22 protein-coding genes and 3 pseudogenes are annotated in these 20,985 nt (G+C 63.5%); 10 read left to right on the top strand and 15 right to left on the bottom strand.

The genetic code is table 11. The annotated features are described in order from the left end of the window. The 5 genes and pseudogenes from ACG873_RS04980 to ACG873_RS04960 all read left to right on the top strand — a co-directional run. Positions 1 to 615, top strand: a pseudogene (locus ACG873_RS04980) (4-(cytidine 5'-diphospho)-2-C-methyl-D-erythritol kinase); the annotation flags it as partial. Further along, the gene (locus ACG873_RS04975) at positions 607 to 1,086 is read left to right on the top strand and encodes a hypothetical protein (RefSeq protein WP_394893356.1); all 480 of its coding nucleotides are present in this window, start codon (positions 607 to 609) and stop codon (positions 1,084 to 1,086) included. The pseudogene ACG873_RS04980 and the gene ACG873_RS04975, both read left to right, overlap by 9 nt. Beyond that, positions 1,083 to 1,628, top strand: a complete 546-nt coding sequence (gene moaB, locus ACG873_RS04970) for a molybdenum cofactor biosynthesis protein B (protein WP_394890716.1) — start codon at positions 1,083 to 1,085, stop codon at positions 1,626 to 1,628. Before ACG873_RS04975 ends, moaB begins: the two co-directional genes overlap by 4 nt. A gap of 49 nt (positions 1,629 to 1,677) precedes the next feature. Next, positions 1,678 to 2,559: a hypothetical protein gene (locus ACG873_RS04965; protein ID WP_394890715.1), complete on the top strand. Its 882-nt coding sequence runs from the start codon at positions 1,678 to 1,680 to the stop codon at positions 2,557 to 2,559. A gap of 23 nt (positions 2,560 to 2,582) precedes the next feature. Further along, positions 2,583 to 2,678, top strand: a pseudogene (locus ACG873_RS04960) (molybdenum cofactor biosynthesis protein B); the annotation flags it as partial. A gap of 561 nt (positions 2,679 to 3,239) precedes the next feature. On the opposite strand, the gene ACG873_RS04955 reads toward ACG873_RS04960, so the two are convergent. Further along, on the bottom strand, positions 3,240 to 3,746 hold the full coding sequence (locus ACG873_RS04955) for a glycosyltransferase (protein ID WP_394893354.1): 507 nt from the start codon (positions 3,744 to 3,746) through the stop codon (positions 3,240 to 3,242). 382 nt (positions 3,747 to 4,128) lie between these two features. On the opposite strand from ACG873_RS04955, the pseudogene ACG873_RS04950 reads away from it, so the two are divergent. After that, positions 4,129 to 5,063: pseudogene (locus ACG873_RS04950) on the top strand (glycosyltransferase). A 190-nt stretch (positions 5,064 to 5,253) separates the two neighbouring features. Here the strand turns inward: ACG873_RS04950 and ACG873_RS04945 are convergent. Beyond that, on the bottom strand, positions 5,254 to 5,694 hold the full coding sequence (locus ACG873_RS04945; RefSeq protein ID WP_394890714.1) for a VOC family protein: 441 nt from the start codon (positions 5,692 to 5,694) through the stop codon (positions 5,254 to 5,256). Positions 5,695 to 5,843: 149 nt separating this feature from the next. Here ACG873_RS04945 and ACG873_RS04940 point away from each other — a divergent pair, with 149 nt between their 5' ends. Next, on the top strand, positions 5,844 to 6,998 hold the full coding sequence (locus ACG873_RS04940) for a PA0069 family radical SAM protein (RefSeq protein WP_394890713.1): 1,155 nt from the start codon (positions 5,844 to 5,846) through the stop codon (positions 6,996 to 6,998). A 141-nt stretch (positions 6,999 to 7,139) separates the two neighbouring features. Continuing rightward, the gene (locus ACG873_RS04935) at positions 7,140 to 7,838 is read left to right on the top strand and encodes a ribonuclease HII (protein WP_394890712.1); all 699 of its coding nucleotides are present in this window, start codon (positions 7,140 to 7,142) and stop codon (positions 7,836 to 7,838) included. Positions 7,839 to 7,888: 50 nt separating this feature from the next. Here ACG873_RS04935 and ACG873_RS04930 read toward each other — a convergent pair whose 3' ends face one another. From ACG873_RS04930 to ACG873_RS04890, 9 genes are all read right to left on the bottom strand, one after another. Next, complete coding sequence (locus ACG873_RS04930) at positions 7,889 to 8,368, bottom strand: F0F1 ATP synthase subunit B (protein ID WP_394890711.1); 480 nt, start codon at positions 8,366 to 8,368, stop codon at positions 7,889 to 7,891. Between the two features lie 9 nt (positions 8,369 to 8,377). Next, positions 8,378 to 8,953, bottom strand: coding sequence for a F0F1 ATP synthase subunit B (locus ACG873_RS04925; RefSeq protein ID WP_394890710.1), 576 nt, complete (start codon positions 8,951 to 8,953; stop codon positions 8,378 to 8,380). 67 nt (positions 8,954 to 9,020) lie between these two features. Next, positions 9,021 to 9,245 carry a F0F1 ATP synthase subunit C gene (locus ACG873_RS04920; protein ID WP_165025109.1) on the bottom strand — a complete coding sequence of 75 codons (225 nt, stop codon included), beginning with the start codon at positions 9,243 to 9,245 and terminating at the stop codon, positions 9,021 to 9,023. Between the two features lie 74 nt (positions 9,246 to 9,319). Beyond that, the gene (locus tag ACG873_RS04915; protein ID WP_394890709.1) at positions 9,320 to 10,069 is read right to left on the bottom strand and encodes a F0F1 ATP synthase subunit A; all 750 of its coding nucleotides are present in this window, start codon (positions 10,067 to 10,069) and stop codon (positions 9,320 to 9,322) included. 40 nt (positions 10,070 to 10,109) lie between these two features. After that, positions 10,110 to 10,520 (bottom strand): AtpZ/AtpI family protein, encoded by a 411-nt coding sequence (locus ACG873_RS04910; RefSeq protein WP_394893352.1) that lies wholly within the window; start codon positions 10,518 to 10,520, stop codon positions 10,110 to 10,112. 232 nt (positions 10,521 to 10,752) lie between these two features. Beyond that, entirely contained in the window at positions 10,753 to 11,943 is a 1,191-nt protein-coding gene (locus tag ACG873_RS04905; protein ID WP_394890708.1) for a cell wall hydrolase, read from the bottom strand. A 112-nt stretch (positions 11,944 to 12,055) separates the two neighbouring features. Continuing rightward, the gene (der, locus tag ACG873_RS04900) at positions 12,056 to 13,489 is read right to left on the bottom strand and encodes a ribosome biogenesis GTPase Der (RefSeq protein WP_394890707.1); all 1,434 of its coding nucleotides are present in this window, start codon (positions 13,487 to 13,489) and stop codon (positions 12,056 to 12,058) included. 6 nt (positions 13,490 to 13,495) lie between these two features. Next, complete coding sequence (locus ACG873_RS04895) at positions 13,496 to 14,161, bottom strand: tetratricopeptide repeat protein (protein ID WP_394890706.1); 666 nt, start codon at positions 14,159 to 14,161, stop codon at positions 13,496 to 13,498. A gap of 117 nt (positions 14,162 to 14,278) precedes the next feature. Continuing rightward, positions 14,279 to 14,848 (bottom strand): NnrU family protein, encoded by a 570-nt coding sequence (locus ACG873_RS04890; protein WP_394890705.1) that lies wholly within the window; start codon positions 14,846 to 14,848, stop codon positions 14,279 to 14,281. A gap of 143 nt (positions 14,849 to 14,991) precedes the next feature. On the opposite strand from ACG873_RS04890, the gene ACG873_RS04885 reads away from it, so the two are divergent. After that, positions 14,992 to 15,990 carry a polysaccharide deacetylase gene (locus tag ACG873_RS04885; protein WP_394890704.1) on the top strand — a complete coding sequence of 333 codons (999 nt, stop codon included), beginning with the start codon at positions 14,992 to 14,994 and terminating at the stop codon, positions 15,988 to 15,990. A 13-nt stretch (positions 15,991 to 16,003) separates the two neighbouring features. Here the strand turns inward: ACG873_RS04885 and sbmA are convergent, their stop codons facing one another. The 3 genes from sbmA to ACG873_RS04870 all read right to left on the bottom strand — a co-directional run bounded on the left by sbmA (position 16,004) and on the right by ACG873_RS04870 (position 18,891). Then, positions 16,004 to 17,278: a peptide antibiotic transporter SbmA gene (gene sbmA / locus ACG873_RS04880; RefSeq protein ID WP_394893350.1), complete on the bottom strand. Its 1,275-nt coding sequence runs from the start codon at positions 17,276 to 17,278 to the stop codon at positions 16,004 to 16,006. A gap of 121 nt (positions 17,279 to 17,399) precedes the next feature. After that, positions 17,400 to 18,566 carry a YbfB/YjiJ family MFS transporter gene (locus ACG873_RS04875; protein WP_394890703.1) on the bottom strand — a complete coding sequence of 389 codons (1,167 nt, stop codon included), beginning with the start codon at positions 18,564 to 18,566 and terminating at the stop codon, positions 17,400 to 17,402. A 118-nt stretch (positions 18,567 to 18,684) separates the two neighbouring features. Beyond that, complete coding sequence (locus ACG873_RS04870; protein ID WP_394890702.1) at positions 18,685 to 18,891, bottom strand: hypothetical protein; 207 nt, start codon at positions 18,889 to 18,891, stop codon at positions 18,685 to 18,687. A gap of 99 nt (positions 18,892 to 18,990) precedes the next feature. Here ACG873_RS04870 and ACG873_RS04865 point away from each other — a divergent pair, with 99 nt between their 5' ends. Further along, entirely contained in the window at positions 18,991 to 19,893 is a 903-nt protein-coding gene (locus ACG873_RS04865; protein ID WP_394890701.1) for a LysR substrate-binding domain-containing protein, read from the top strand. A gap of 6 nt (positions 19,894 to 19,899) precedes the next feature. Here the strand turns inward: ACG873_RS04865 and ACG873_RS04860 are convergent, their stop codons facing one another. Beyond that, a complete protein-coding gene (locus tag ACG873_RS04860) occupies positions 19,900 to 20,931 on the bottom strand; it encodes a sugar-binding transcriptional regulator (protein ID WP_394890700.1) in 1,032 nt (343 codons plus the stop codon). Positions 20,932 to 20,985 lie beyond the last annotated feature (54 nt).

Genomic DNA, 20,985 nt, shown 5'->3' with positions numbered 1-20,985 from the left:
GTGGACTTAAGCGCAGCATCACTGGCCGAGCACGCGCCGGCCAAGATCAATCTCGCCCTGCATGTCACCGGCCACCGGCCGGACGGCTTTCACCTGATCGAAAGCCTGGCGGTTTTCACCAGGCATGGCGACCGGGTGACGGTGACTGCGGCGTCCGAGGATTCCTTTTCCGCCAGCGGCCCGTTCGGCGCCGAGATCCCGCTCGACGGCGGCAATCTGGTGCTGCGCGCGAGGGATGCGCTGCGCAGTCTGGCCAACCTTCATTCCGTCCGACGACCACACCCGGTATCGATACATCTCACGAAGCACCTGCCTATCGCTTCCGGCATAGGCGGCGGGTCGAGCGACGCGGCGGCGACGCTGGCGGCGCTGAACAAGCTATGCAGCTTCGGGCTTAGCCCAGAACAGCTCACTGAAATCGGCCAGCAACTTGGCGCCGACGTGCCTATGTGCCTCTGCAGCAGCCCACTCATAGCGCGCGGAATCGGCGAGCAGATCGAGCCGGCAGCAGGCTTCCCGGCACTATCGATGGTGCTGGTCAATCCTGGTGTGGCGGTTTCGACGCCCGAGGTATTTCGCACGCTCACATCGCGGGAAAATGCAGGATTGCCTCCGCTGCCTCTCAACAATCGCCCCTCACCCTTACCCTCTCCCCGTGAAGGACGGGGAGAGGGGGGCATCAACGCCGCCGCTTCCTCCTTCTCCACCGGCAGAACAGAACTGCGCTCAGCGCTGGCGACCCCCTCTCCCCGTCCTTCACGGGGAGAGGGTAAGGGTGAGGGGCAATCTGCCACCAAGGGAGAGGGGCAACTTGCATTTAGCGACATTTGCCGCTGGCTCACCTCTACCCGCAACGACCTGCAAGCCCCGGCCGTCTCCATAGCGCCCGCCATCACGCAGGCAATCGACACCCTGACGGCCGCCGGAGCAGGCTTCGCCCGCATGTCAGGCTCCGGAGCCACCTGCTTCGGCCTTTTTCGAAACGACGGGCGAGGCCGACCGCGCAGCCGCGCAAATCCAGGCGCGCCAGCCCGGATGGTGGGTGGTCGCCACCGAAAGCATTGCCTCAAAGGATCCTGCCGATGACGCGGCTTGACGAAACCCGCCCCTTCATCCCGGTCCGCATCGCGGTGCTTACCGTCTCCGACACGCGCACGCTGGCGGACGACAAATCCGGCCAGACGCTCGCCGACCGCATCACCGAGGCCGGCCATGTCCTTGCCGACCGCGCAATCGTCACCGACGACCGGGAAAAGATCCGCGCCACCGTGCTCGCCTGGTCACGGGATGAAAAGATCGACGTGGTCATCACCACCGGCGGCACCGGCTTCACCGGCCGCGACGTGACGCCCGACGCATTGGAGCCGATCTTCGAAAAGCGCATGGACGGCTTTTCGGAGGTCTTTCATCGCATTTCCTACGACAAGATCGGCACCTCGACCGTCCAGAGCCGAGCGACCGGCGGTGTCGTCAACGCCACCTTCGTCTTCGTGCTGCCCGGCTCGCCCGGCGCCTGCAAGGACGCCTGGGACGGCATCCTGAAACCGCAGTTCGACTACCGCCACATGCCCTGCAATTTCGTGGAGATCATGCCGCGGCTGGACGAGCATCTGAGGCGGGAGAAGTAACCCAAATAAGCGTCTTCTTATCCTCTCAGTTTCTTAACTATTGGCGAATATGTTCTATGCCACGCCGCATCGATATGGAGTACGTGCCTTCAACTACACCAAGTTTCTCGCCGGAGCGGTCGTCACCTATTTCCTACTTTACCTGACGTTGCCATTGGTCTTCATTGGCTTGTGGGATGGTAAAGATTTGAGACTGGCCTTTGTAGTCTTGGTGCCGTTTGTGTTTCTGTGTGCAATTCGCTTCGTTGGCATGAACTTCGTTGCAGGCTCGGCAGTTATGGCGCTCATCGCCTCCGTGGGCCAAGAGGCGGCGCGATACTATCTCGTCAAACGGGATATCGCCACATATCAGGCAACCGCGCCAAGCCGCGACATTCTCAAACCGGCCAACCGACCGGAAATCGTTTTACTCGGCGGATACTATTCGCCCTACTGCTCGGATCAATGCAAGAGACTGTTGAGGACGTGGAATATCCCGTTCGCCTTTCTGCCGCCCGATCAAACGGGCGTCGACAAGGACGCCGTTCAGGTCTACAGCTTGGTTCCGGTAGAACGCTGCTACGCCGCACCCTCCTCCACAAACCTGAAGCTTTACAAGCTCGATGGCGCAGAGCTTTGCGTTGCTACGACAAAGCTCGAACATGCCCCCGCGCATGCCGTGCGGATCTCATTGCCCGGCAGCGGATTCGGCGGGTCCAAGCGCTCCCCTTATCCGGCTGCCCTTCAACAAGCGGAAGCTTATGATGTTACCGCTGACGCGGAGCGGCGGATTGCGCACTGGGAATGTGGCTGGATGGACATGAGAGAACTGCCGATATTTCCCTATGGTCTGTTGCGCCTCAACATGCTCATGGCCCCCAAGGTCTATTTTGCGACCGGCTGTGACCACGAAAATTTCCTGCCTGCGGTGCTCAAAGCGGCAATGGAATAGGCTGCGGGCAACGGGTGGCGCTTTGGGACGCCATTATCCGGGACCAGCTCGACTACCGCCACATGCCCTGCAACTTCGTGGAGATCATGCCGAGGCTGGACGAGCATCTGAAGCGGGGGGAGTGTAGATGCTGGCTGGGCGGCTTTCCAAACGGACGCTACCTGCCCTGTCGAAAAAAGTGGATAGAATCCACCTCCATTTCGGCTCGACCAAAGAAATCCGCATTGCGGATCAATGGCATAACAGCCTGCGAGGAGATTCTTCGCACCGGATTTGTTCACACATCCTGCCCCTCCCGCATAATCCCCGGCATCGCCCTTGCGGGAACCGGTTCCGGACCGGGGATCGGTAGGGCGGCGGTGACCTCTCCCCGTGGATTCGGTTCCCACGGGCCTGAGGGCGTCCGACGGGCCGGCATTCCGAGCGAAGCGCCAATGCTTCGTGAACGGAAGGCGGATCATCCGCGCGTCATTGTCCATGGAAAGAACATGGAGCGGGGCGCGTGACCGGTCGACCGTGGCGACAGACACCGGCGGGGCGGCGCGGAAGCTGCGCCACGTATTCAATTTCGGTAGGCAAGGCCATGCGCCCCGCTTCCCGACTACCTCCTCGCCAACGAGGAGTGTTCTTTGACAATGGCCAGACCGGCAACGGGGCGTGGCGATGATGAAGTTTGCTCCTCACGCAGGTGGCGAGATGCGGATTTCCGCCGCCAACCGCTTCGTCGCCAGCCCACGCGCCAAGGCTTCGGCGCTGGCGGCCGATTTGCACAACGCCGCCGCCTGCTTCCTGCTGATCACCAGCCCTTCAGCCAGCGCGCGGCGCGCCGAAAACACCCGCGCCAGGAAAGGTGACCGGTCGGCGCGGGCGCGTGAAAACCGCGCCGGGCCGGTCGTGCGGCTAGCATGCTCCAGCACCTCCTCGGTCCAGCCCTCGACCAGCCGCGCGCCGGGTTCAATGAGAAGCAGCCAATCGCCCTTGGCCTGCCGCACGCCGGCGGCGATGCCGCCCTCGGCCAGATATTGGCAGCCCGCTTGGTCGGCTATCCTGTGGGTGTGGTCGGTCGAGCCGCGGTCGCAGACGATCACCTCGCGCACCACGCCCTCGACGGCGGCGCCGATCAGCGACGCCAGCGTCCGCGCCAGCGCTTCTTCGTTGTTGTGAGTTTCGATCAGCACCGAAAGCATCGTTCCGCGTAACCGAAAGCCGGGCGAAATGCCAGCATCCGCCTTGAGCCGATCGAAGGGCGGCACTTTCTCCGGTGATCCTTCGACAAGCTCAGGACGGGAAGAAGGGCGAAGTTCCTGCGCTGACGCCTTCCTCTCCCCATCCTAAACTTGGATGATCACGGGAGAGGGTAAGGGCGAGGGGCAGTTTTCCAATAAGCCGAACGCGCTCTAATGCCCGTCTCGCGGCAGTTCGCCCGGTAATTGTGCATCGCACAACAAAATGCCCGAACTCGGGCAAGCACCGGAAAACGATTAGGATTTTCATGTCAATCGCTTAGCCGAAGTACGGCCCGACTGGCACGGATGATGCATTTCTTTTGCAATGCAAAAGGAGAGCGTCATGCCGGAAGCCACCAAAATCGACATCTGTATCTGCACGTTTCGCCGGGCCGAGATCGCGCAAACGCTGCGCTCGCTCGCCGGCATGGACATGCCCGCCGGCTGCAAGGTCGGCGTGATCGTCGCCGACAATGACGACCAGCCGACGGCGAAGCCGCTCGTCGCGGCGCTCGCGCGGCAGTTGCCTTTTCCGGTCCGCTACATCCATTGCCCGGCGCGCAATATCTCGATCGCGCGCAACGCCTGCCTCGACGCCAGCAAGGCCGGCTTCGTTGCCTTCATCGACGACGACGAGACGGCTTCCAGCCAGTGGCTCGTCAAACTGGTGGAAACGGCGGAGGCGACCGGCGCCGACGCTGTGCTCGGGCCGGTCAGGGCGCAGTACCGGCCCGAGGCGCCCGAATGGATGCGGCGGGGCGATTTTCACTCCACCTTTCCGGTCTGGGTCGGGGGCGAGATCCGCACGGGTTATACCTGCAACGTTCTTCTGCGGACGGATGCAAGGAGCATTTCGGGGCGGCGCTTCAGCCTGGCGCGCGGCCAGACCGGCGGCGAGGATACGGAGTTCTTCGATCATGTGCACAGGGCCGGCGGCCTCATCGCCTACGCCAGCGAGGCCTGGGCGGATGAACCGGTGCCATCCGCGCGCGCGACGTTTGGCTGGCTCGGCCGCCGCCGTTACCGGGTCGGGCAGACGCACGGACATTGCTGCGCAGCAACGCAGCAGGAAAAGCCCGGGTCAGGCAACTCGGCCTCGCTTCGGCGAAGGCGGCCTTTTGTTTCGCGTCGGCTGCGCTGACGGCAGTCTCGCCGGTTCGCCGCAACCGCAGCGTGCTGAGAGGCATCATGCATGTCGGCGTGCTCTCCGGCCTCATCGGCGTCCGCGAGATCCGCCAGTATGGAGTGCCGGAGCTACGGCGCAGACGCGCCACGTGAGGCTGATATTGGCGCAGTGCCTCGATCAAGCGTTGGCGATTGGCGGAAGCGCCAGCGCAAACTATCTTCCTCAGGAAAGAAAGCGATTTCAGCGTCTTGGCGAGTCGGGCGAAGCTGTCTTTGCGAGCCAAGTGCTAAAAATCTCGGCCGCAGCGACCCACCCTGATCCGCTTCAACGGGAAGGAAGGCTTCAGCCCGGCGGTCCCTTGAGCTCGATGACATTGCCCGATGGATCGTGCACATAGATCGAGAGGCTCTCGCCGCGCGCACCGGCGTGGAACGACTCCTCGATGATCTCGACTCCGTGGGCCGCAAGATGGCTTCGCTGCGCCGCTTCGTCATGCCGGCCGATCGCGATGCAGAAATGGTCCATGTTGCGTCCGCCCGCGACGCTAGGCACCGCCCACGAACCCTCCGGCGCCGAAATGTCGACCAGATTGACCAGCGCGTTCCCGGCTCGCAACTGCGCCATGCCGAATTCCGGCAGGCTTTCCTCGAATGTGCAACCGATGACCTCCTGATAAAATGTGCACGCGGCTTCCATCCCGTCGACCAGCAACAGGATGTGATCGATCCCCTCCAGGGCAAATGGCGGCCTGCCCCGCGGCTTTTCTGGCTCATTTCCCGACATCAACCTGACCCTCGAGCAGGTATGCAAGCCTATCACCGCGACGCAAATCGGCAAAAAGTTCTTGATTTGTTCTCATCGGGCAAATAGGAATAGTTTCATGAGCAGAGCGATCTCGCAGACCGGCGGAAATGCCTTGGGAAAGGGCGAAGATGGAACAGATCGTGCGCGCCGACATCGCGGCCTTCGGAGCCGGACGGGCCGAGATGGCAAATGCGATGATCGAGCAGAGCGGCGTTCGGGTCCGGCCGGACCGTAACCGCGGCCGCGCCGCCGGCATCAACCCGAGCGGCCGTTTCGAGCCCCTCACCCGCCATGTCTTCGACGACGGCTGGGAGTCGCTCGACGAGCTGCCGCCCTTCAAGACCGAGGTTCAGGTCGAGAAGCCGCGCACCATAATCACGCGCAACCAGTCGCCGGACATTTCCTTCGACCGCTCGATCAATCCCTACCGCGGCTGCGAGCATGGCTGCGTCTATTGCTTCGCGCGCCCTACCCACAGCTTCATGGGCATGTCGCCGGGGCTCGACTTCGAATCCAAGCTGTTCGCCAAGCCCGACGCGGCCAAACTGCTCGACAAGGAATTGTCGAAGGAGGGCTACCAGGCCCGCACCATCGCCATCGGCACCAACACCGACCCGTACCAGCCGATCGAGAAGCAGTATCGCATCATGCGCGAGGTGCTGGAGGTGCTGGAGGCGCGCAACCATCCGGTCGGCATCGTCACCAAATCGGCGCTGGTGATGCGCGACATCGACATATTGTCGCGCATGGCCGAAAAAGGTCTCGCCAAGGTGGCGCTGTCGGTAACGACGCTCGACCGCATGCTGGCCCGTACGATGGAGCCGCGCGCGGCGACGCCGACGAGGCGGCTCGAGGCCGTCCGCCAGCTCAGCGACGCCGGCATCCCAACATCCGTCATGGTCGCCCCGATCATCCCCGGCCTGACCGATCCTGAGATAGAGCGCATCCTGGACTCGGCGCGCAACGCCGGAGCGCGCGAAGCGGGCTATGTCATCCTCAGGCTGCCGCTCGAGGTCAGCCCGATCTTCAAGGACTGGCTGCTGCGCCATTATCCCGACCGCTACCGGCACGTCATGTCGCTGGTGCGCTCGATGCGCGACGGCAAGGATTACGATTCGGAATGGGGCAAGCGCATGAAGGGCAGCGGTCCCTATGCCTGGCAGATCGGGCGCCGCTTCGAGATCGCGGCGCGCCGGCTCGGTCTCAACGTCGAGAAGAGGCCGCTGCGAACGGATCTTTTCGTCGCAGCCGAAAAACGCCACGAGCAGCTCATGCTGCTCTGAAGTTGCCGCGCCGCACCTGCGTGCGTTGCGAAAGAATCCGTCCGGCTCTTCCCCGACAGCCCGACGGCGCCTTCCCCGCCCCACCCCAATGGCCGGGAAGGCCTTGCGGAGAATCGGAACCGATGCGAGCATTGCCGCACCATGGCTCAATCGCGTTCCGATTCTCCGCTCCTCTTCGAGATCATCGAGCGGCCCGACTTCTCCTTCGAAAAGAAGGCAAGGAAGGAAGGCCTGTGGCCAGTCGCCGGCCTCGACGAGGCCGGACGGGGACCGCTCGCCGGACCGGTGGTCGCGGCAGCGGTGATCCTCAATCCTGCTAAAATTCCAGACGGGCTGGATGATTCCAAGCGGCTTACGGCGGCCCGGCGCGAGGAACTGTTCGCCGACATCCTGGCGACCGCTCTCGGCGTCTCCATGGCGTCGGTCAGCGCCGACGGCATCGACCGCATTAACATATTGAGGGCCAGCCTGGAGGCCATGCGCCGCGCTCTGATCGGCCTGTCGATACAGCCGCGCCATGCGCTCGCTGACGGCCGAGACATACCGCCCGGCCTGCCATGCAGCTGCCGGGCGCTGATCAAGGGCGACCAGCGTTCGCAGTCAATCGCGGCGGCGTCGATCGTCGCCAAGGTCATGCGCGACCGCATGATGGCCGGCTGCGCGCAGACGCACATCCACTACGGCTTCGAAAGCCACATGGGCTACGCGACGGAGCGCCACCGCGCCGCGATCGACATTCACGGCGCCGTGCCGCGGCTGCACCGCGCCAGCTTCGCGCCGTTCCGCCTCATCGAAGAAGGCCCGGCCGAAATCAACGAAAGCCTGATCGAAGACGCATAAAAATGCCGCCGGGATACGGCGGCTTTTTCAATGAATGGCGGGCTGAAAGCTCAGTTGAGCTTCGACTTCATGTCCCGCAGCGACGTATCGAAGAGCTTTGCGCCGGTGGCCGAATCGACCTTGCGGGCCAAAAGCACGCGTGCAGCCTCTACCGCGATATCGACGGCGCTGGCGCGCACCTCCTGAACCGCGTCGCGTTCGGCCTGGCCGATCTTCTGCTCGGCGAGCGCGGTGCGGCGGGTGACGTAGTCCTCGGATTTCTTCTGCGCTTCCGACACCAGTTGGCTGGCCTCGCGCTTGGCGGCATCCAGTATGTCGGCTGCCTCCTTCTCGGCTTCCTTGCGCTTGCGCTGGTATTCGGCCAGCAATTGCTGGGCTTCTTCGCGCAGGCGGCGGGCTTCGTCGAGTTCGTTGCGGATGCGTTCGGCCCGGTTGTCGAGCGATTTGCCGAGCATGCCGGGCACCTTCATGTAGAAGGCGATGCCGATGAAAATGACGAGGGCGACGAGGGCCCAGAATGTTGCGTCCATGGCCCTCTCCTATTTCCGCGCCGCAGCCACGGCGGCGGCGACATCGGCCTTGTCGACCTTGGCGCCGACCAGTTCCTGCACGATCGTGGAGGCCGTCTGCTCGGCGATCGAGCCGACTTCCTTCATCGCCGACGATTTGATCGCGGCTATGCGGGCTTCCGCTTCGCCGAGCTTCTTTTCAAGCGCCGCCTCGACCGTCTTGCGCTCGGCGTCGGCGTCGGCCTTGGCCTTGTCCCTCGCCTGCTGGGCGATGGCGTTGGATTTGGCGCGCGCCTCGGCCAGTTCCTGCTCATAGGCCGCGACCGCGGCGTCCGCCTCGCTTTTCATGCGGGCTGCCTGGTCGAGATCCTGCGCGATGCGGTCGCGCCGCACCTCGAGGATGCCGCCGACGCGCGGCAGCACCACCCTCTTCAGGAAAAGGTAGAAGAGGCCGAACGTGATCGCCAGCCACAGAAGCTGCGAGGGGAATGTCGACGGGTCGAACGGCGGGAACGCACCGCCGCCATGGGCGGCGTCTTCCACCGTATGGGTTTCGTCCAACGCGGGAGCAGTTGTTTCCTGCGCGTATCCCGGTGTCACAAACATTTCGGTCCCCTGTCGGTCACCCGGCCGCACGGCGCGGCCGGAGGCATTTTAGGCCGGTGGCCCGCTCTTACGTGAAGAGCAGCAGCAGGGCGACGAGGAGCGAGAAGATGCCCAGAGCTTCGGTCACCGCAAAGCCGAAGATCAGGCGGCCGAACTGGCCGTCGGCAGCCGACGGGTTGCGCAGCGCGCCCGCCAGGTAGTTGCCGAAAATCGTGCCCAGGCCGATGCCCGCGCCACCCATGCCGAGGCAGGCGATGCCCGCGCCGATTGCCTTTGCTGCTTCTGCTTCCATTGTCCAACTCCTTGTGGATCTTGAGTTCGGTAGAAATCGTCTGGATGGCGGGAAATCCGCCGGCGAAAATTGTGTCAGTGCCCCGGATGGATGGCGTCGTTGATGTACATCGACGTGAGCACCGCGAAAACGTAAGCCTGCAGGAAGGCCACCAGGACCTCGAGGCCGGTGATGGCGACGGTCATCATGAGCGGCAGAATCGAGCCGGCGACGCCGAGGAAGCCCAGCGCGCTCAGCGAAGTGACGAAGCCGGCGAACACCTTAAGCGTGATATGGCCCGCCAGCATGTTGGCGAACAGACGCACCGACAGGCTGATCGGCCGCGACAGGAACGAGATCACCTCGATCAGCACCACCAGCGGCACCAGTATGCCTGGCACGCCTTGCGGCACGAACAGCTTCAGGAATCCGAAACCGTGCTTCATAAAGCCGTAGACCACGACCGTGCCGATCACCAGCAGCGCCAGCGCGAAGGTTACGATGATGTGGCTGGTGACGGTGAAGAAGTACGGGAAAAGCCCAAGCAGGTTGGCGACCAGCACGAACATGAACAGGGAGAACACGAAGGGGAAGAACTTCATCCCGTGCGACCCGGCAGCGTCGCGCAGCATCGAGGCTACGAATTCGTAGGACATTTCCGAGATCGACTGCAGGCGCGTGGGAATGAGGCCGCGGCTAGACGTGGTCAGGAACAGGAATGCGCCAGCGGCCGCGACGGTCGCGACCATGAAGGCCGAGGAATTGGTGAACGAGAAATCGAGCCCGCCGATCTCGATCGGAATCCATTTCGCGATTTGAAACTGATGGATCGGATCGTTGGCCACTTCGGCCCCCCTCGGCAAAGGCGCGCCCGCGGGCGCAAGTTCATTTCTTGTCGGGTCCGCCGGCGCCCTTATCGGACGCTCTCGAACCCTGGTCGGCAACGACGCCCGCAGAACGCATGACATTGAGAACGCCAGCGCCGAAGCCAAGCAGCAGGAAAACGATCAGCCCCAACGGCGAGGTCCCCGCCATCCGGTCGATCACCCAGCCGAGCCCCGCGCCCACCGCAATCCCGGCGATGAACTCGCTGGACAGCTTGAGGGCCTGGCCATACCCGGCCGTGCTGCTCGATCTGGCTCCTGCTTCCCCTTCGCGCTGGTCCGGTCGTCTTGTCGCAAGCGATGCTTCAAGTTTTTGCCGGCGGCGCTCGAGGTCGTCGTCGCGGATTTCGGGTCTGCCTTGCTCTCCGGGCCCGGTCTTTCCGGTTTCGTCTGGCCCGTTCTTGTCGGCCACCGCAACCCCCATGCCCGGGATGGAAGGCAACCATCCATCCGCTTCAAAGTCGCGGGCAACATAGTTAGCGCCCCCGCCCCCGTCAAGCCACGCAAGGGGGAACGAGCAGGCCTATTTTATCAAGTAAAATCAACAATTTGCAAAAGTGCGACATACTGCCCCGCAGATGGCGGGTCGCGCCGCTTGCGAATCCTGGCGAAACCAGGCTGGCCCCGGATCGGGCGGGAGCCGCTCAGTTCCAGCCGCCGCCATAGGTGCGGTAGAAGATATGCAGTCCGATCTTCTTCATTTTCTCCATCGTGCGGGCCCACCGCGGATTGACGTAGTCGGCGTAATAGTGCGTCGACGAGCCGACCTCCGGAATGAATATCTTGCCGGCCGTCACGGCCATCGCGACCTCCTCGGCCATCCGATAGACGGAGCGGTTGGTGATCTTGTCCTTCCTGCCGTCGCAGGCGAAGGAGAACTGGCATCGGTTCTTCATGTGGTCGTTCTGGTAGACCACGCCGCAAATGGTGCTGGGATAGGCGGGATTGCGTACGCGGTTCAGGATGACCTGCGCCACCGCTGCCTGCCCCTTCAGGCTTTCGCCGCGCGACTCGAAATAGATGCCGGCCGCCAGGCATTTCTGCTCCGCCTTGGAAAACACCGAAGCCGGCAGAGGCTGGCTCATCCAGTGGTGGTCGCCCTCGGCGACCGGCGGGATAAAGCGGCCTTCGTCTTCGTCCTGCAGCAGGCTGGCGAAGGGCGATGCCTTGGCGTAGTCCGGCTCCGGCGGCGCGTAGGCGGTCGCCAGAATGTCGGCTTTATCGTTGTTGACCAGCGCGGCGAGCAACGCCGGCACGCCGGGGGACCGCTTGCTGTCTTGCCTGACATAGAAGGCCGTGGCGATCTTGATTTCCTTGCCCTTGATGTCGGGCTTGACGAACGTCATTGCGGGGCCCTTGCCGGCCGTCGGCCGCAGCAGGAAGGATGTGCGATCGAGAACCGAGCCGGCATTGAACGCCTTTGGCGGGGCTACCGGGGCGACGTTGACGATGCGGCCTTTCTTGTCGCCGCGGCTGATGCGGTCTTCATCCGGCGTCTCGCCGACCGCGCCGTTCTTAGTGCGGAACGACACGTCGCCAACGCCCGGGATGGCCACGCCGCCGCCTGAAATCGAGCCGACCGGCAGATTTGCGTCGGCGAAAGGCATTTCGGCGGCATGAACCGAACCCGCCACGGATTTTTCGACGAAGGCGCCCCAGCGCGCATTGGAGGCATTGGAGGCCTCTGCACCCGACACCAGGCTTCTCATGTCCTGGAACGCCGCCGGAGTCGGAAAGCCGATCCAGATGCCAAGTCCAATGATGAAGGGAGGCAGAAATGAGCGCTTGCTTTGGATGGCCGCAGCCAGCCGCTGCATCACGAGACGTCGATGCACAGAATACTCTCCAGAACGCAACAAGACCCACTGGAGGGACGATGATGCATTAACCTTGATGGAGCGTTAACGGTGCGCTTGCGGCGGTAGTGTGGCGGTCGGTCGGCAGAGCTTAATCGCGTTTTCTGGATTTGCCCGCGAACGGGTTCTCGGAAGCCCGCAACACCATGCGGATCGGCACGCCCGGCAGGTCGAAGGCCTCGCGCAGGCTGTTGACGAGATAGCGTATATAAGACTGCGGCATAGCGTCCGGACGCGAGGTCGAAAGCACGAAACCCGGCGGGCGGGTCTTGGCCTGCGTGATGTATTTTATCTTGAGCCGGCGACCGGCGACGGCGGGCGGCGGATGGTGCGCCAGTATTCCCTCCAGCCAGCGATTGAGCTTTCCGGTAGAGACGCGGCTGTTCCAGACTCTGTGAGTGCCGAGTACGGCTTCCATCAGCCGGTCGAGGCCGCGGCCGGTTTCAGCTGACAGCGTCACCGCGCGGATGCCGCGCACCTGCGGCAAAAGGCGCGCCGTCTTCTCGCGCAATTCGGCAAGCATCTCCTGCGGGTGTTCGATCAAGTCCCACTTGTTGAACGCGATCACCGGCGCACGGCCCTCGCGAGCGATCAGGTCTACGATCTGCAGATCCTGCTTCTCGAACGGGATCGTCGCATCGAAGACGATGATGACGATCTCGGCAAAGCGGATGGCGCGCAGACCGTCCGACACCGACATCTTTTCCAGCTTTTCCTGTATTCTCGCCTTGCGGCGCATGCCGGCCGTGTCGAACAGCTTTATGCGGCGTCCGCGCCACTCCCAATCGACAGAGATTGAATCGCGGGTGATGCCGGCCTCCGGGCCGGTGAGCAGTCGCTCTTCCTCGACCAGCGCGTTGATGAGCGTCGACTTGCCCGCGTTCGGGCGGCCGACGACGGCGATCCGCATCGGCTTGGTTTCGTCATAGGCAGGGATGTCTTCCGCGTCGGGATCGGTGATGTCCTCGCCGATCAGCGCTTCGCTTTCCGCGATCTCGTTGGCCGTATCCTCTTCGCCGAAGGCGCGCTCTTCCCCGAGCGCTGCGATCACCGCATCGCGCAGATCGGGCATGCCCTGCCCGTGTTCGGCCGAAATCGGGATTGGTTCGCCGAGCCCGACTTCCCAGGCTTCGAGCATGCCGCCCTGTGCGCCGCGTGCCTCGGCCTTGTTGGCGACCAGCACCACCGGCTTGCCGGAGCGGCGGACGATATCGGCGAAGGCCTTGTCGTCGGGCATCAAGCCGGACTTGGAATCGACCATGAAGAAAATCAGGTCGGCCTCGCGGATGGCGATCTCGGTCTGCGCGCGCATGCGGCCCTGCAGCGTCGCGGCGGCGGCCGTCTCGAAGCCGGCCGTGTCGATCACGTCGAAATGGAGATCGTAGAGCTTGGCCGGATGGACACGGCGGTCGCGCGTGACGCCCGGCGTGTCGTCGACGAGAGCCAGCTTTTTGCCGACGAGCCGATTGAAAAGCGTCGATTTGCCGACGTTAGGCCGGCCGAGAATGGCTACTTTGAAGCTCATCTGGCGTCACGACGCACTGCCCGAACCGCGGATCAGTTCGGACATGAGCGTCGCTCGCTCGCGCGTGTTGCGGGGTGCCGCGTCGTCGGATGCGACCTGTTCGAACAGCTTCAGCGCGTCGGCCGACTTGCCCTCTTTCCAGGCCGACAGCCCGAGCGCCTCGCGAGCGGCGTGGCGCAGCGTGTTGGTGTCGGCGGTCAGCGCCTCGACCCTTGCCGAGACGTCGGCGTAGGATCCGTTGTCGACCAGAAGAAGCGCTGCCCTGAGCCGCGCGATATCGCGGATCGCCTCCGGTATGGAGGTGTCGGCAGCGACCGCATCGAATTCCTTCACCGCTCCGGCGAAATCGCCCTTTTCGGCAAGCACGGTCGCGGCGCGCATCCGGGCGAGCAGCGGATAAGCGCCATATCCTTCCGCCTCCAGCGCCTTGAGCGCGGCCAAAGCCTCGTCGGGCTTGCCGGAATTGGCGAGGCTCAATGCCTGCGAGAACTGGTCTCCCGAGCGGTTGGCCTTGGTCTCCACCCAGTAGTCGTAGCCGACATAGGCGGCCGTGCCGAGGACGACCGCGACCGCGAGCACAATCGCCGCCGGGCCAAAACGGTCCCACAGCGCCCTCGCCTGGTCCTGGCGGAGTTCCTCGTTTACTTCGCGGATGAAGCTGTCGTCCGACATGCGTTTTTATACCATATCTTGCCCGAAGGGGCGCGTTGAGCCTGCGTTTTAGCGATATTTCGCCGGCATGGAAGGGGGCGAGGCGGAAAATCGGCCTGGCTTCGTCCGGGATGGGTTTCAGGCGAGCGGCGGCACGCCAATCAGCCACAGATGCAGCCTCCAGATGAACAGGATATAGAGCGCGGCGCCAGACACCACCGCGAGGGCGTCCCACTTGACTGGCCCGGGCAGCGCCGTCACCTCTCTCCGCTGCTCCACCGCGATGCGGTCAATCACGGCCCAGGCGAGGAAAGCGCCGAACAGGATCACCGACGCCAGATCGCCATTGGCGAGCAGATGCGCGACAGCCCAGATTTGCACGGCAAGCAGGAACGGATGCTTGAGCATTGGCTTCAGGCGTCCGGCTGGAAAGATGAACACCATCAGCGAGACGAAGGAGACGAGCATCAGCAGCGCGGCGGTGTGCTTCATCCAGACCGGCGGCTCATAGAGTATTGGCGCCACCTCCCAGGCCCTGCCGTAGCCCCAGATGAGGAGAACCAGCCCGGCCAGCGAAACCAGCGAATAGATGCCTTTCCAAGGCCCCTCGCCCAATGTCTTCAACTGACGATTGCGCCATTCGGGCGCGACGATGCGAACCGAATGGATACCCAGGAAGACGATCAGCCCGAGAATGAGCGGAACCATCGCGGCCCTCCCCGACGAAACGTCGCATCCTAACGCGCCGCTCCGCACTTGCCTATGGCGTGGCTTCGGGCCATCCAACCTCGGCCACATTCCGGTCCTAGCCGTTTGCTGATCCGTTTCATGCCTTTTCAGAATTGATGCTAATGTCTGTTGCGTTCCACGTTTGTGTCGCCGCTTTCGCTCTTCTTTCCGCCTCGGTTTCAGGTGTCGCTTATTCGGGCGCCCGGCCAATCCAGCACGTCATCATCTCCTTCGACGGGGCGCACGACCTGGTGCAATGGCAGCGCAGCCGAACGCTGGCGGCGAGGACCGGCGCGCGCTTCACCTATTTCCTGTCCTGCGTCTTCCTGCTGTCGAAGGAAACGCGCCGCGAATACGGCGCGCCCGGCAAGGGCGCTGGCAAATCCAATGTCGGCTTTGCCCAGTCGAAGGAGGAGGTGGCGGCACGGCTTGCACAGATCAGGCTGGCGCGGTCGGAGGGCCATGAGATCGCCAGCCATGGCTGCGGCCATTTCGATGGCAAAAACTGGAGCAAGGCCGACTGGCTCGCCGAATTCGCGTCTTTCTCGACGATCCTGCGCGACGCCTATGCAATCAACGGCATTGCCGGCGAGCCAACAAACTGGCGCAAATTCGCTGAGAGCGAAATCTCCGGCTTTCGCGCGCCCTATCTGTCGACGAGTAAGATCCTGTATGCAGCCTTGGCCGAGGCGAAATTTGACTACGACGCCAGCGCAATCTCCCGCGGGCCGGCGGAGCCGGAAACAGCCGGCGGTGTGACCCGCTTCGCCCTGCCGCAGATCAGCGAAGGGCCGGCTTCGCGGCGGGTGATCGCCATGGACTACAATCTTTTCGTACGCCATTCCGGCGGCCTGGAACGCGCCGGCGAGGCTGCGGAGTTCGAGACGCGCTCGCTTGAAGCATTCCGGGCGGCATTCGAGGCGCAATATGCCGGCGAGCGCATTCCGCTGCAGATCGGCTTCCACTTCACGCTGATGAATGGCGGCGCCTATTGGCGCGCGCTGGAGCGCTTTGCCGAAGAGTTCTGCGTGAAGCAGGACGTCGAGTGCTTCAGCTATGAGGCCTGGCTGGCAAAGAACCCGGCCAATGCGATCAAGGCTGAGCCCGGCGTGGGCGGCTGACGCTCCCCGCCAGCTATTTGGCGGACGCTGATTCCTCCCCGAGCTTTGCCTCGCGCTCCAGGTAGTGCCTGTCGATCTCCGGCAGCGGCGCCCCCTGCAGCGTCGCCTCGAAGGCGCGAAGGCGCTTGTAGATCGAGATCAGTTCCACGATGGTCGGCCACGAATTGACGAGATACTGGAACGAACTCGCGACCTGGGTGAACGCCGAGACAATCTGCTGAAAGATGCCGAAGGTGATCTTGCCGACCGCTATCGTCGGCACCAGAATCAGGATTGCGAAAATGTTGTCCGCCTGAAGGTACAGATACCGCACGACGTCAAAATAGAGATAGTGAGCGTACAGACGGAAGTAGTTCTTCCGGACATTGCCGAACAGCTCCGCCAATGTTGGCGGCTGAGCTCGCTCGGCATCGTCCTCACCATAGACAAGCTCCTTACGGAAGGCCGCCTCGACACGCTGGTTGAGGAATTCCAGCCCAGGCAGCTTAACCCCGACAATCATCAGAAGAACGGTTCCGAACAGCGACCACGTGATTGCCGCAACCACCAGCGGATAAGGAATCGCCCCGACGATCGGCAGTGTTCCGACGTGTGCCGACAACACCGCCAGCAGCGGCAGGAAGGCGATCAGGGTCATCACCGAATCGACCAAACTGACGCCGAGGCCCTGCATGGTCGAAGAGAAGCGCATCGTGTCATCCTGCACACGCTGCGAAGCGCCTTCGATGTGGCGCAGTTGCGGCCAGTAGGCCGTGAAATAATCGTTCATCGCCGTGCGCCAGCGGAATACATAATGGCGCACAAAAAAGAGGTTGAGGGCCACAACGGTGATGTGGACCGAGGCCAGCGAAAGGAATTGACCAACACCGATATAAAGCGCGGGCTGGTCCACAGATCCCGCAGTCGTCAACGCCTGTTGAATCAGATCATAAAAGGTGCCGCGCCATTCGTTGAGCACGACGCTGATCTGCACCGAAAAATTGGTGGTGAACAGGATCAGGCCGGAGCCGAGGATCGCCCAATTCTGCCAAGGGTGCGGCGAATACCAGGCCCAGAAGAGATAAAAGAGCCCGATGGTGGCAAAAAAATAGATAAAGAACCAAGCGTAAGGTGGCGACAGGAACACCGAAGGGTCGATAATTGGCGGAGCGCTCGGATCGACCGGCGGCAGACCAAAGACCGCTCCGAGTTGCTCACCGCCCAAAAACCAGAACAATACGGCCGCCAGACTCCAGACGGCGGCCGACGCGAAAAACAGCTTCGGCTGCGGGAAAAAGGATACGAACACTTCGGCGGATTCCTTGTCGGGCGGCGCGCAGTCTGCGGCGTTGCGGTTCCGGCATGAAGTCACATTTCGCAGCGAAAGAAAATGCCCCGAAGTCCATGCCGGCCGCCGATAGAAACGGCAATCATGGCGATTTTGGCGACGGCCCCGCAGACCATGCTGTTGCGCCGGCAAAGAGCAGCGCGATCGCCGCGCCGATCGAGGCCGTGACGAAATCCCCCGTCCACTCGGCAATCCAGCCCGCCGCGATCGGCCCCAGGATCTGGCCTACGCCAAACGAGGCGGTCATCAGCGCCAGCACCCGGCGCGGCGCTTCCGGCGCAAGCAGCCGTCCGATCTGCAGGCCGAGCGCGGTGATGGCGATGAAGGTGCTGCCGAGCAGAACACCGCCGATCAGGGGGCCGGCGAAGCCGCCGATCGCTACGCTCGCCGTCACGCCCACCGCCTCGACGATGCAGCCGACGGCAAACGTCGTCGCGAGTCCGGCGTACGCGGCAACCCGGCTCCAGAGCCAGACGGACGGAATTCCGGCCAGCCCCGTCGCCAGCCAGACCAGCGCCTCGAACTGCCGGCCGGTGTCGCCCTGGCGCACGATCGCCACCAGGAAGGTGGCGGTGACGATGTAGCCGAAGCCGAACAGGCCATAAGCGAGGATGATCCTGGCGAGCGCGCCGCTTCTCGGCAGCCGTGGCTCGCGCCGCGCGGAGCCAATAGCCAGCGGGCCGCGATTGATGAGCAGGGCGACCACGGCGAAGCCGGCGACCGAAATGACGCCCGACCACAGCCATCCGGCGGGCCAGTGCGCACCGGCGGCAAGCAGCACAGCCATCATCGCCGACGAGACCGCAATGCCGACGCCGACGCCGCCGAAATGCATGGCCTGCAAGTCGCCGCGCTTCGCCGCCGCCAGATGGCTGAAGACGATGCTGGTCAGGAACACCATGACGAAGGCGCTGGCCAGTCCCGCCAGGAAACGCACCAGCAGGAAGACCGGCAGGCTGTCGCTAAGCCCCATCAGCACCGAGAGCAGCGCGCTTGCCGCCAGCGCGCCGAGCATCAGCGCCCGTTCGCCGCCATGCGCCCAGCCACCCGCCGCGACGATGGCGCCGATCAGGTAGCCGAGATAATTGGCCGAGGCGATCAGCCCGGCATCGGCCGACGAAAGGCCGAGTTCGTCCATCATGCCGGGCAGGATCGGCGTATAGACGAAACGCCCGAAGCCCATGGCGACCGCCATCGCGATCATGCCGGCGATGGCGAAACGGAGCGGAGGCGCGGGGTTCGAAATCATGGCGCGACAATATTGCCGCCCGGCGAGCATACAATAGCGGCGTCCGCTTTCCCGTTGGACCAGGGGCAACGCCCAAGCGCCCTACGGCGCTTCGGTTGCCCGTTGTGGCGCCGCAAACTCAGCCGCAGCGCCGTTCGCCGGTGCATTCCGACGCGCCGCAATAGCCGCGGTTGAACGGCAGGTCGGCCAGTTCGCGCTCCGTCATCGCCTCGACGTCCGGGTGCGACAGCGGGTCGAGCATCCAGCTTTCTTCACTGGCGGAGGTTTCGCGCGGCGTTCTAAGCACTTGGCCAAACACCCTGGTTCCGATTGAGAAAATCTTCATGTTTTTCTCGCCTCATCTGGTTCAATGGCTGTATGATCTGCCGAATCCGGCAATTTTCAATCCAGAAATGCCGAGCGCGACATTAGAAAATCTAAATCAATGAATCTCAATTCGGTGCATTTGAACGGCCTGCGCGCCGCAGAAGCGGCGGCCCGCTGCGGTTCGCTCGCGAAAGCCGCAGAGGAACTCGGCGTTTCGCCCAGCGCCGTCAGCCAGCAGATCGGCCGGATCGAATTGCAGCTCGGCAAGAAACTGTTCGAGCGGACCGCCAGCGGGCTGACGCCTACAGCATTCGGCGCACTGTTCACGGCGCGGCTCTCGGTCGGCTTCCACGAGCTCGCGCAGGCGGTGGCGATGGCCGACGAGCAGGCGACCAACACGCTGGTGGTGTCGGTGCCGCCGGCCTTCGCGTCGCGCTGGATGGTGCCGAGGCTCAGCCGCTTCTTCGCGCTCCATCCCGAAATCCTGCTGCGGATCGACGCCTCGACCCGTCTCGTCGACCTCGAGCATTCCGATGTTGAACTCGCCATCCGCATGGGCGAAGGCAACTGGCCGCGCGTGCGCGCCGAACTCCTGCTTCCGCTGGAGATTTTCCCGGTCTGCTCGCCTGAACTCGCGAAGCGGCTGCGCTCGCCGGCCGATCTCGCCAAAGTCTCCGTCATCCAGGACGAAAACACCATGCTCAGTTGGGACCGCTGGTTCGCGGCGGCCGGGGTCGAGCCGGTGACGCCGCTTCCGGGCGCAACCTTCACCGACCCGGTGCTTTGCCTTGAGGCAGTGATTGGCGGCCAGGGCGTCATGCTTGCCTGGCAGTTGCTGGCTGCGGATGCGTTGGCCGACGGCCGTCTCGTCGCACCGTTCGGCGTCACGGTCGCCAGCGGCCTCGGCTACTATCTGGTTACGCGCGCATCCAGCCGGCAAAGCGCCAAGGCCGCCGAATTCAGGCGCTGGATCACCCGCGAAGTGAAGGCGACCATGGCGGGGTTCGGTTCGCAGCGGTGATGCGCACTACTGCCGCCCTTCCCGCGCGGCATGCATTTCCAGCACACGCCGCGCGCTTTCCTCGTCGGTGATCAGCACAGTCGGCGCGATCAGGTTCATGGCGCCGAGCAGGGCCTCGATTTTTTCCGAGCCGCCGGAGGTCAAAATGCGGAGCGGCGCGCGGCGCAGCCGCTCGACGTCCACCGACATGACCACGCCGTTGATCGGATGGTCGACGATTTGGCCGTTTATGTCGAACGGGTGGAAGAGCAGATCGCCGACCGAACCGCGCGCGATCAGTTCCTCCCTCTGGGCCTCCTTGAGGTAACCGCCGCGGTAGAACGTCGTCGCCGACCTGATGCCGCCGATGCTCAGCAGAACGGCGTCGAGATCGTCGGTCATGCGGAAGATATCCTGCAGGCCGCAGCGCTCGATGAGGGCGATTTTTGTCTCGACGCTGTCGACGACAGCCGGCGCGGGAATGAGGTAGCCCTCGCCCTGGAAGGTCTGCGCAAAGCGCCAAGCGAACTCGGCTGGATTGATCTGTCGCGCCACGCCGACGCCGCCGAGAAGCGAGATCACCTTAAAGTCGGACAGGGACTTTGGCGTGATGAATGACAGCGAACTGAAAAGGGTGCGGCCCCAGCCGACGCCGACACGCATGCCCGACTTCATAGCCTCCGAAAGATAAGCGCCCGTCTTGGCGGCAATCGCCGGGATCGGGTCGGCCTCGGACGTCGACAGCGGCGCCACGAAAGCCTGCCGGATGCCGAAGGTCCTTTCCAGCGCGCGCTCGAGCTTGACGAGTTCGCTCAACTCGCTTTCGATGGCGATCTTGACTTCGTTGCGCGCGCGCGCCTCTGCAAGCATGCGCACGATGGTGACGCGGCCGACCCCGAGCACCTCGGCGATCTCGTTCTGCGTCATCTGCTCGATGAAATACATCCAGGCCGCGCGGATCCTGAGACGGTCGGTCTTGCTCTCGCTTACCTGTTGCTCGGCAATGCCGGCTTCGCCCGCCGCGCCTCCGGTTCCGCCATTCGACCGTCGCTTCGCCAATTCCGTCCCCCACTCGTTCGGCTCTATTGATTCTGCGTGCTGGCGCAGTATCGC

The sequence above is a fragment of the Allomesorhizobium aridi genome, assembly GCF_043769475.1.
Taxonomy (GTDB): Bacteria; Pseudomonadota; Alphaproteobacteria; order Rhizobiales; family Rhizobiaceae; genus Allomesorhizobium.
The sequence above is the reverse complement of the archived record's forward strand: the minus strand, read 5'-3'. Positions and strand labels throughout refer to the sequence as shown.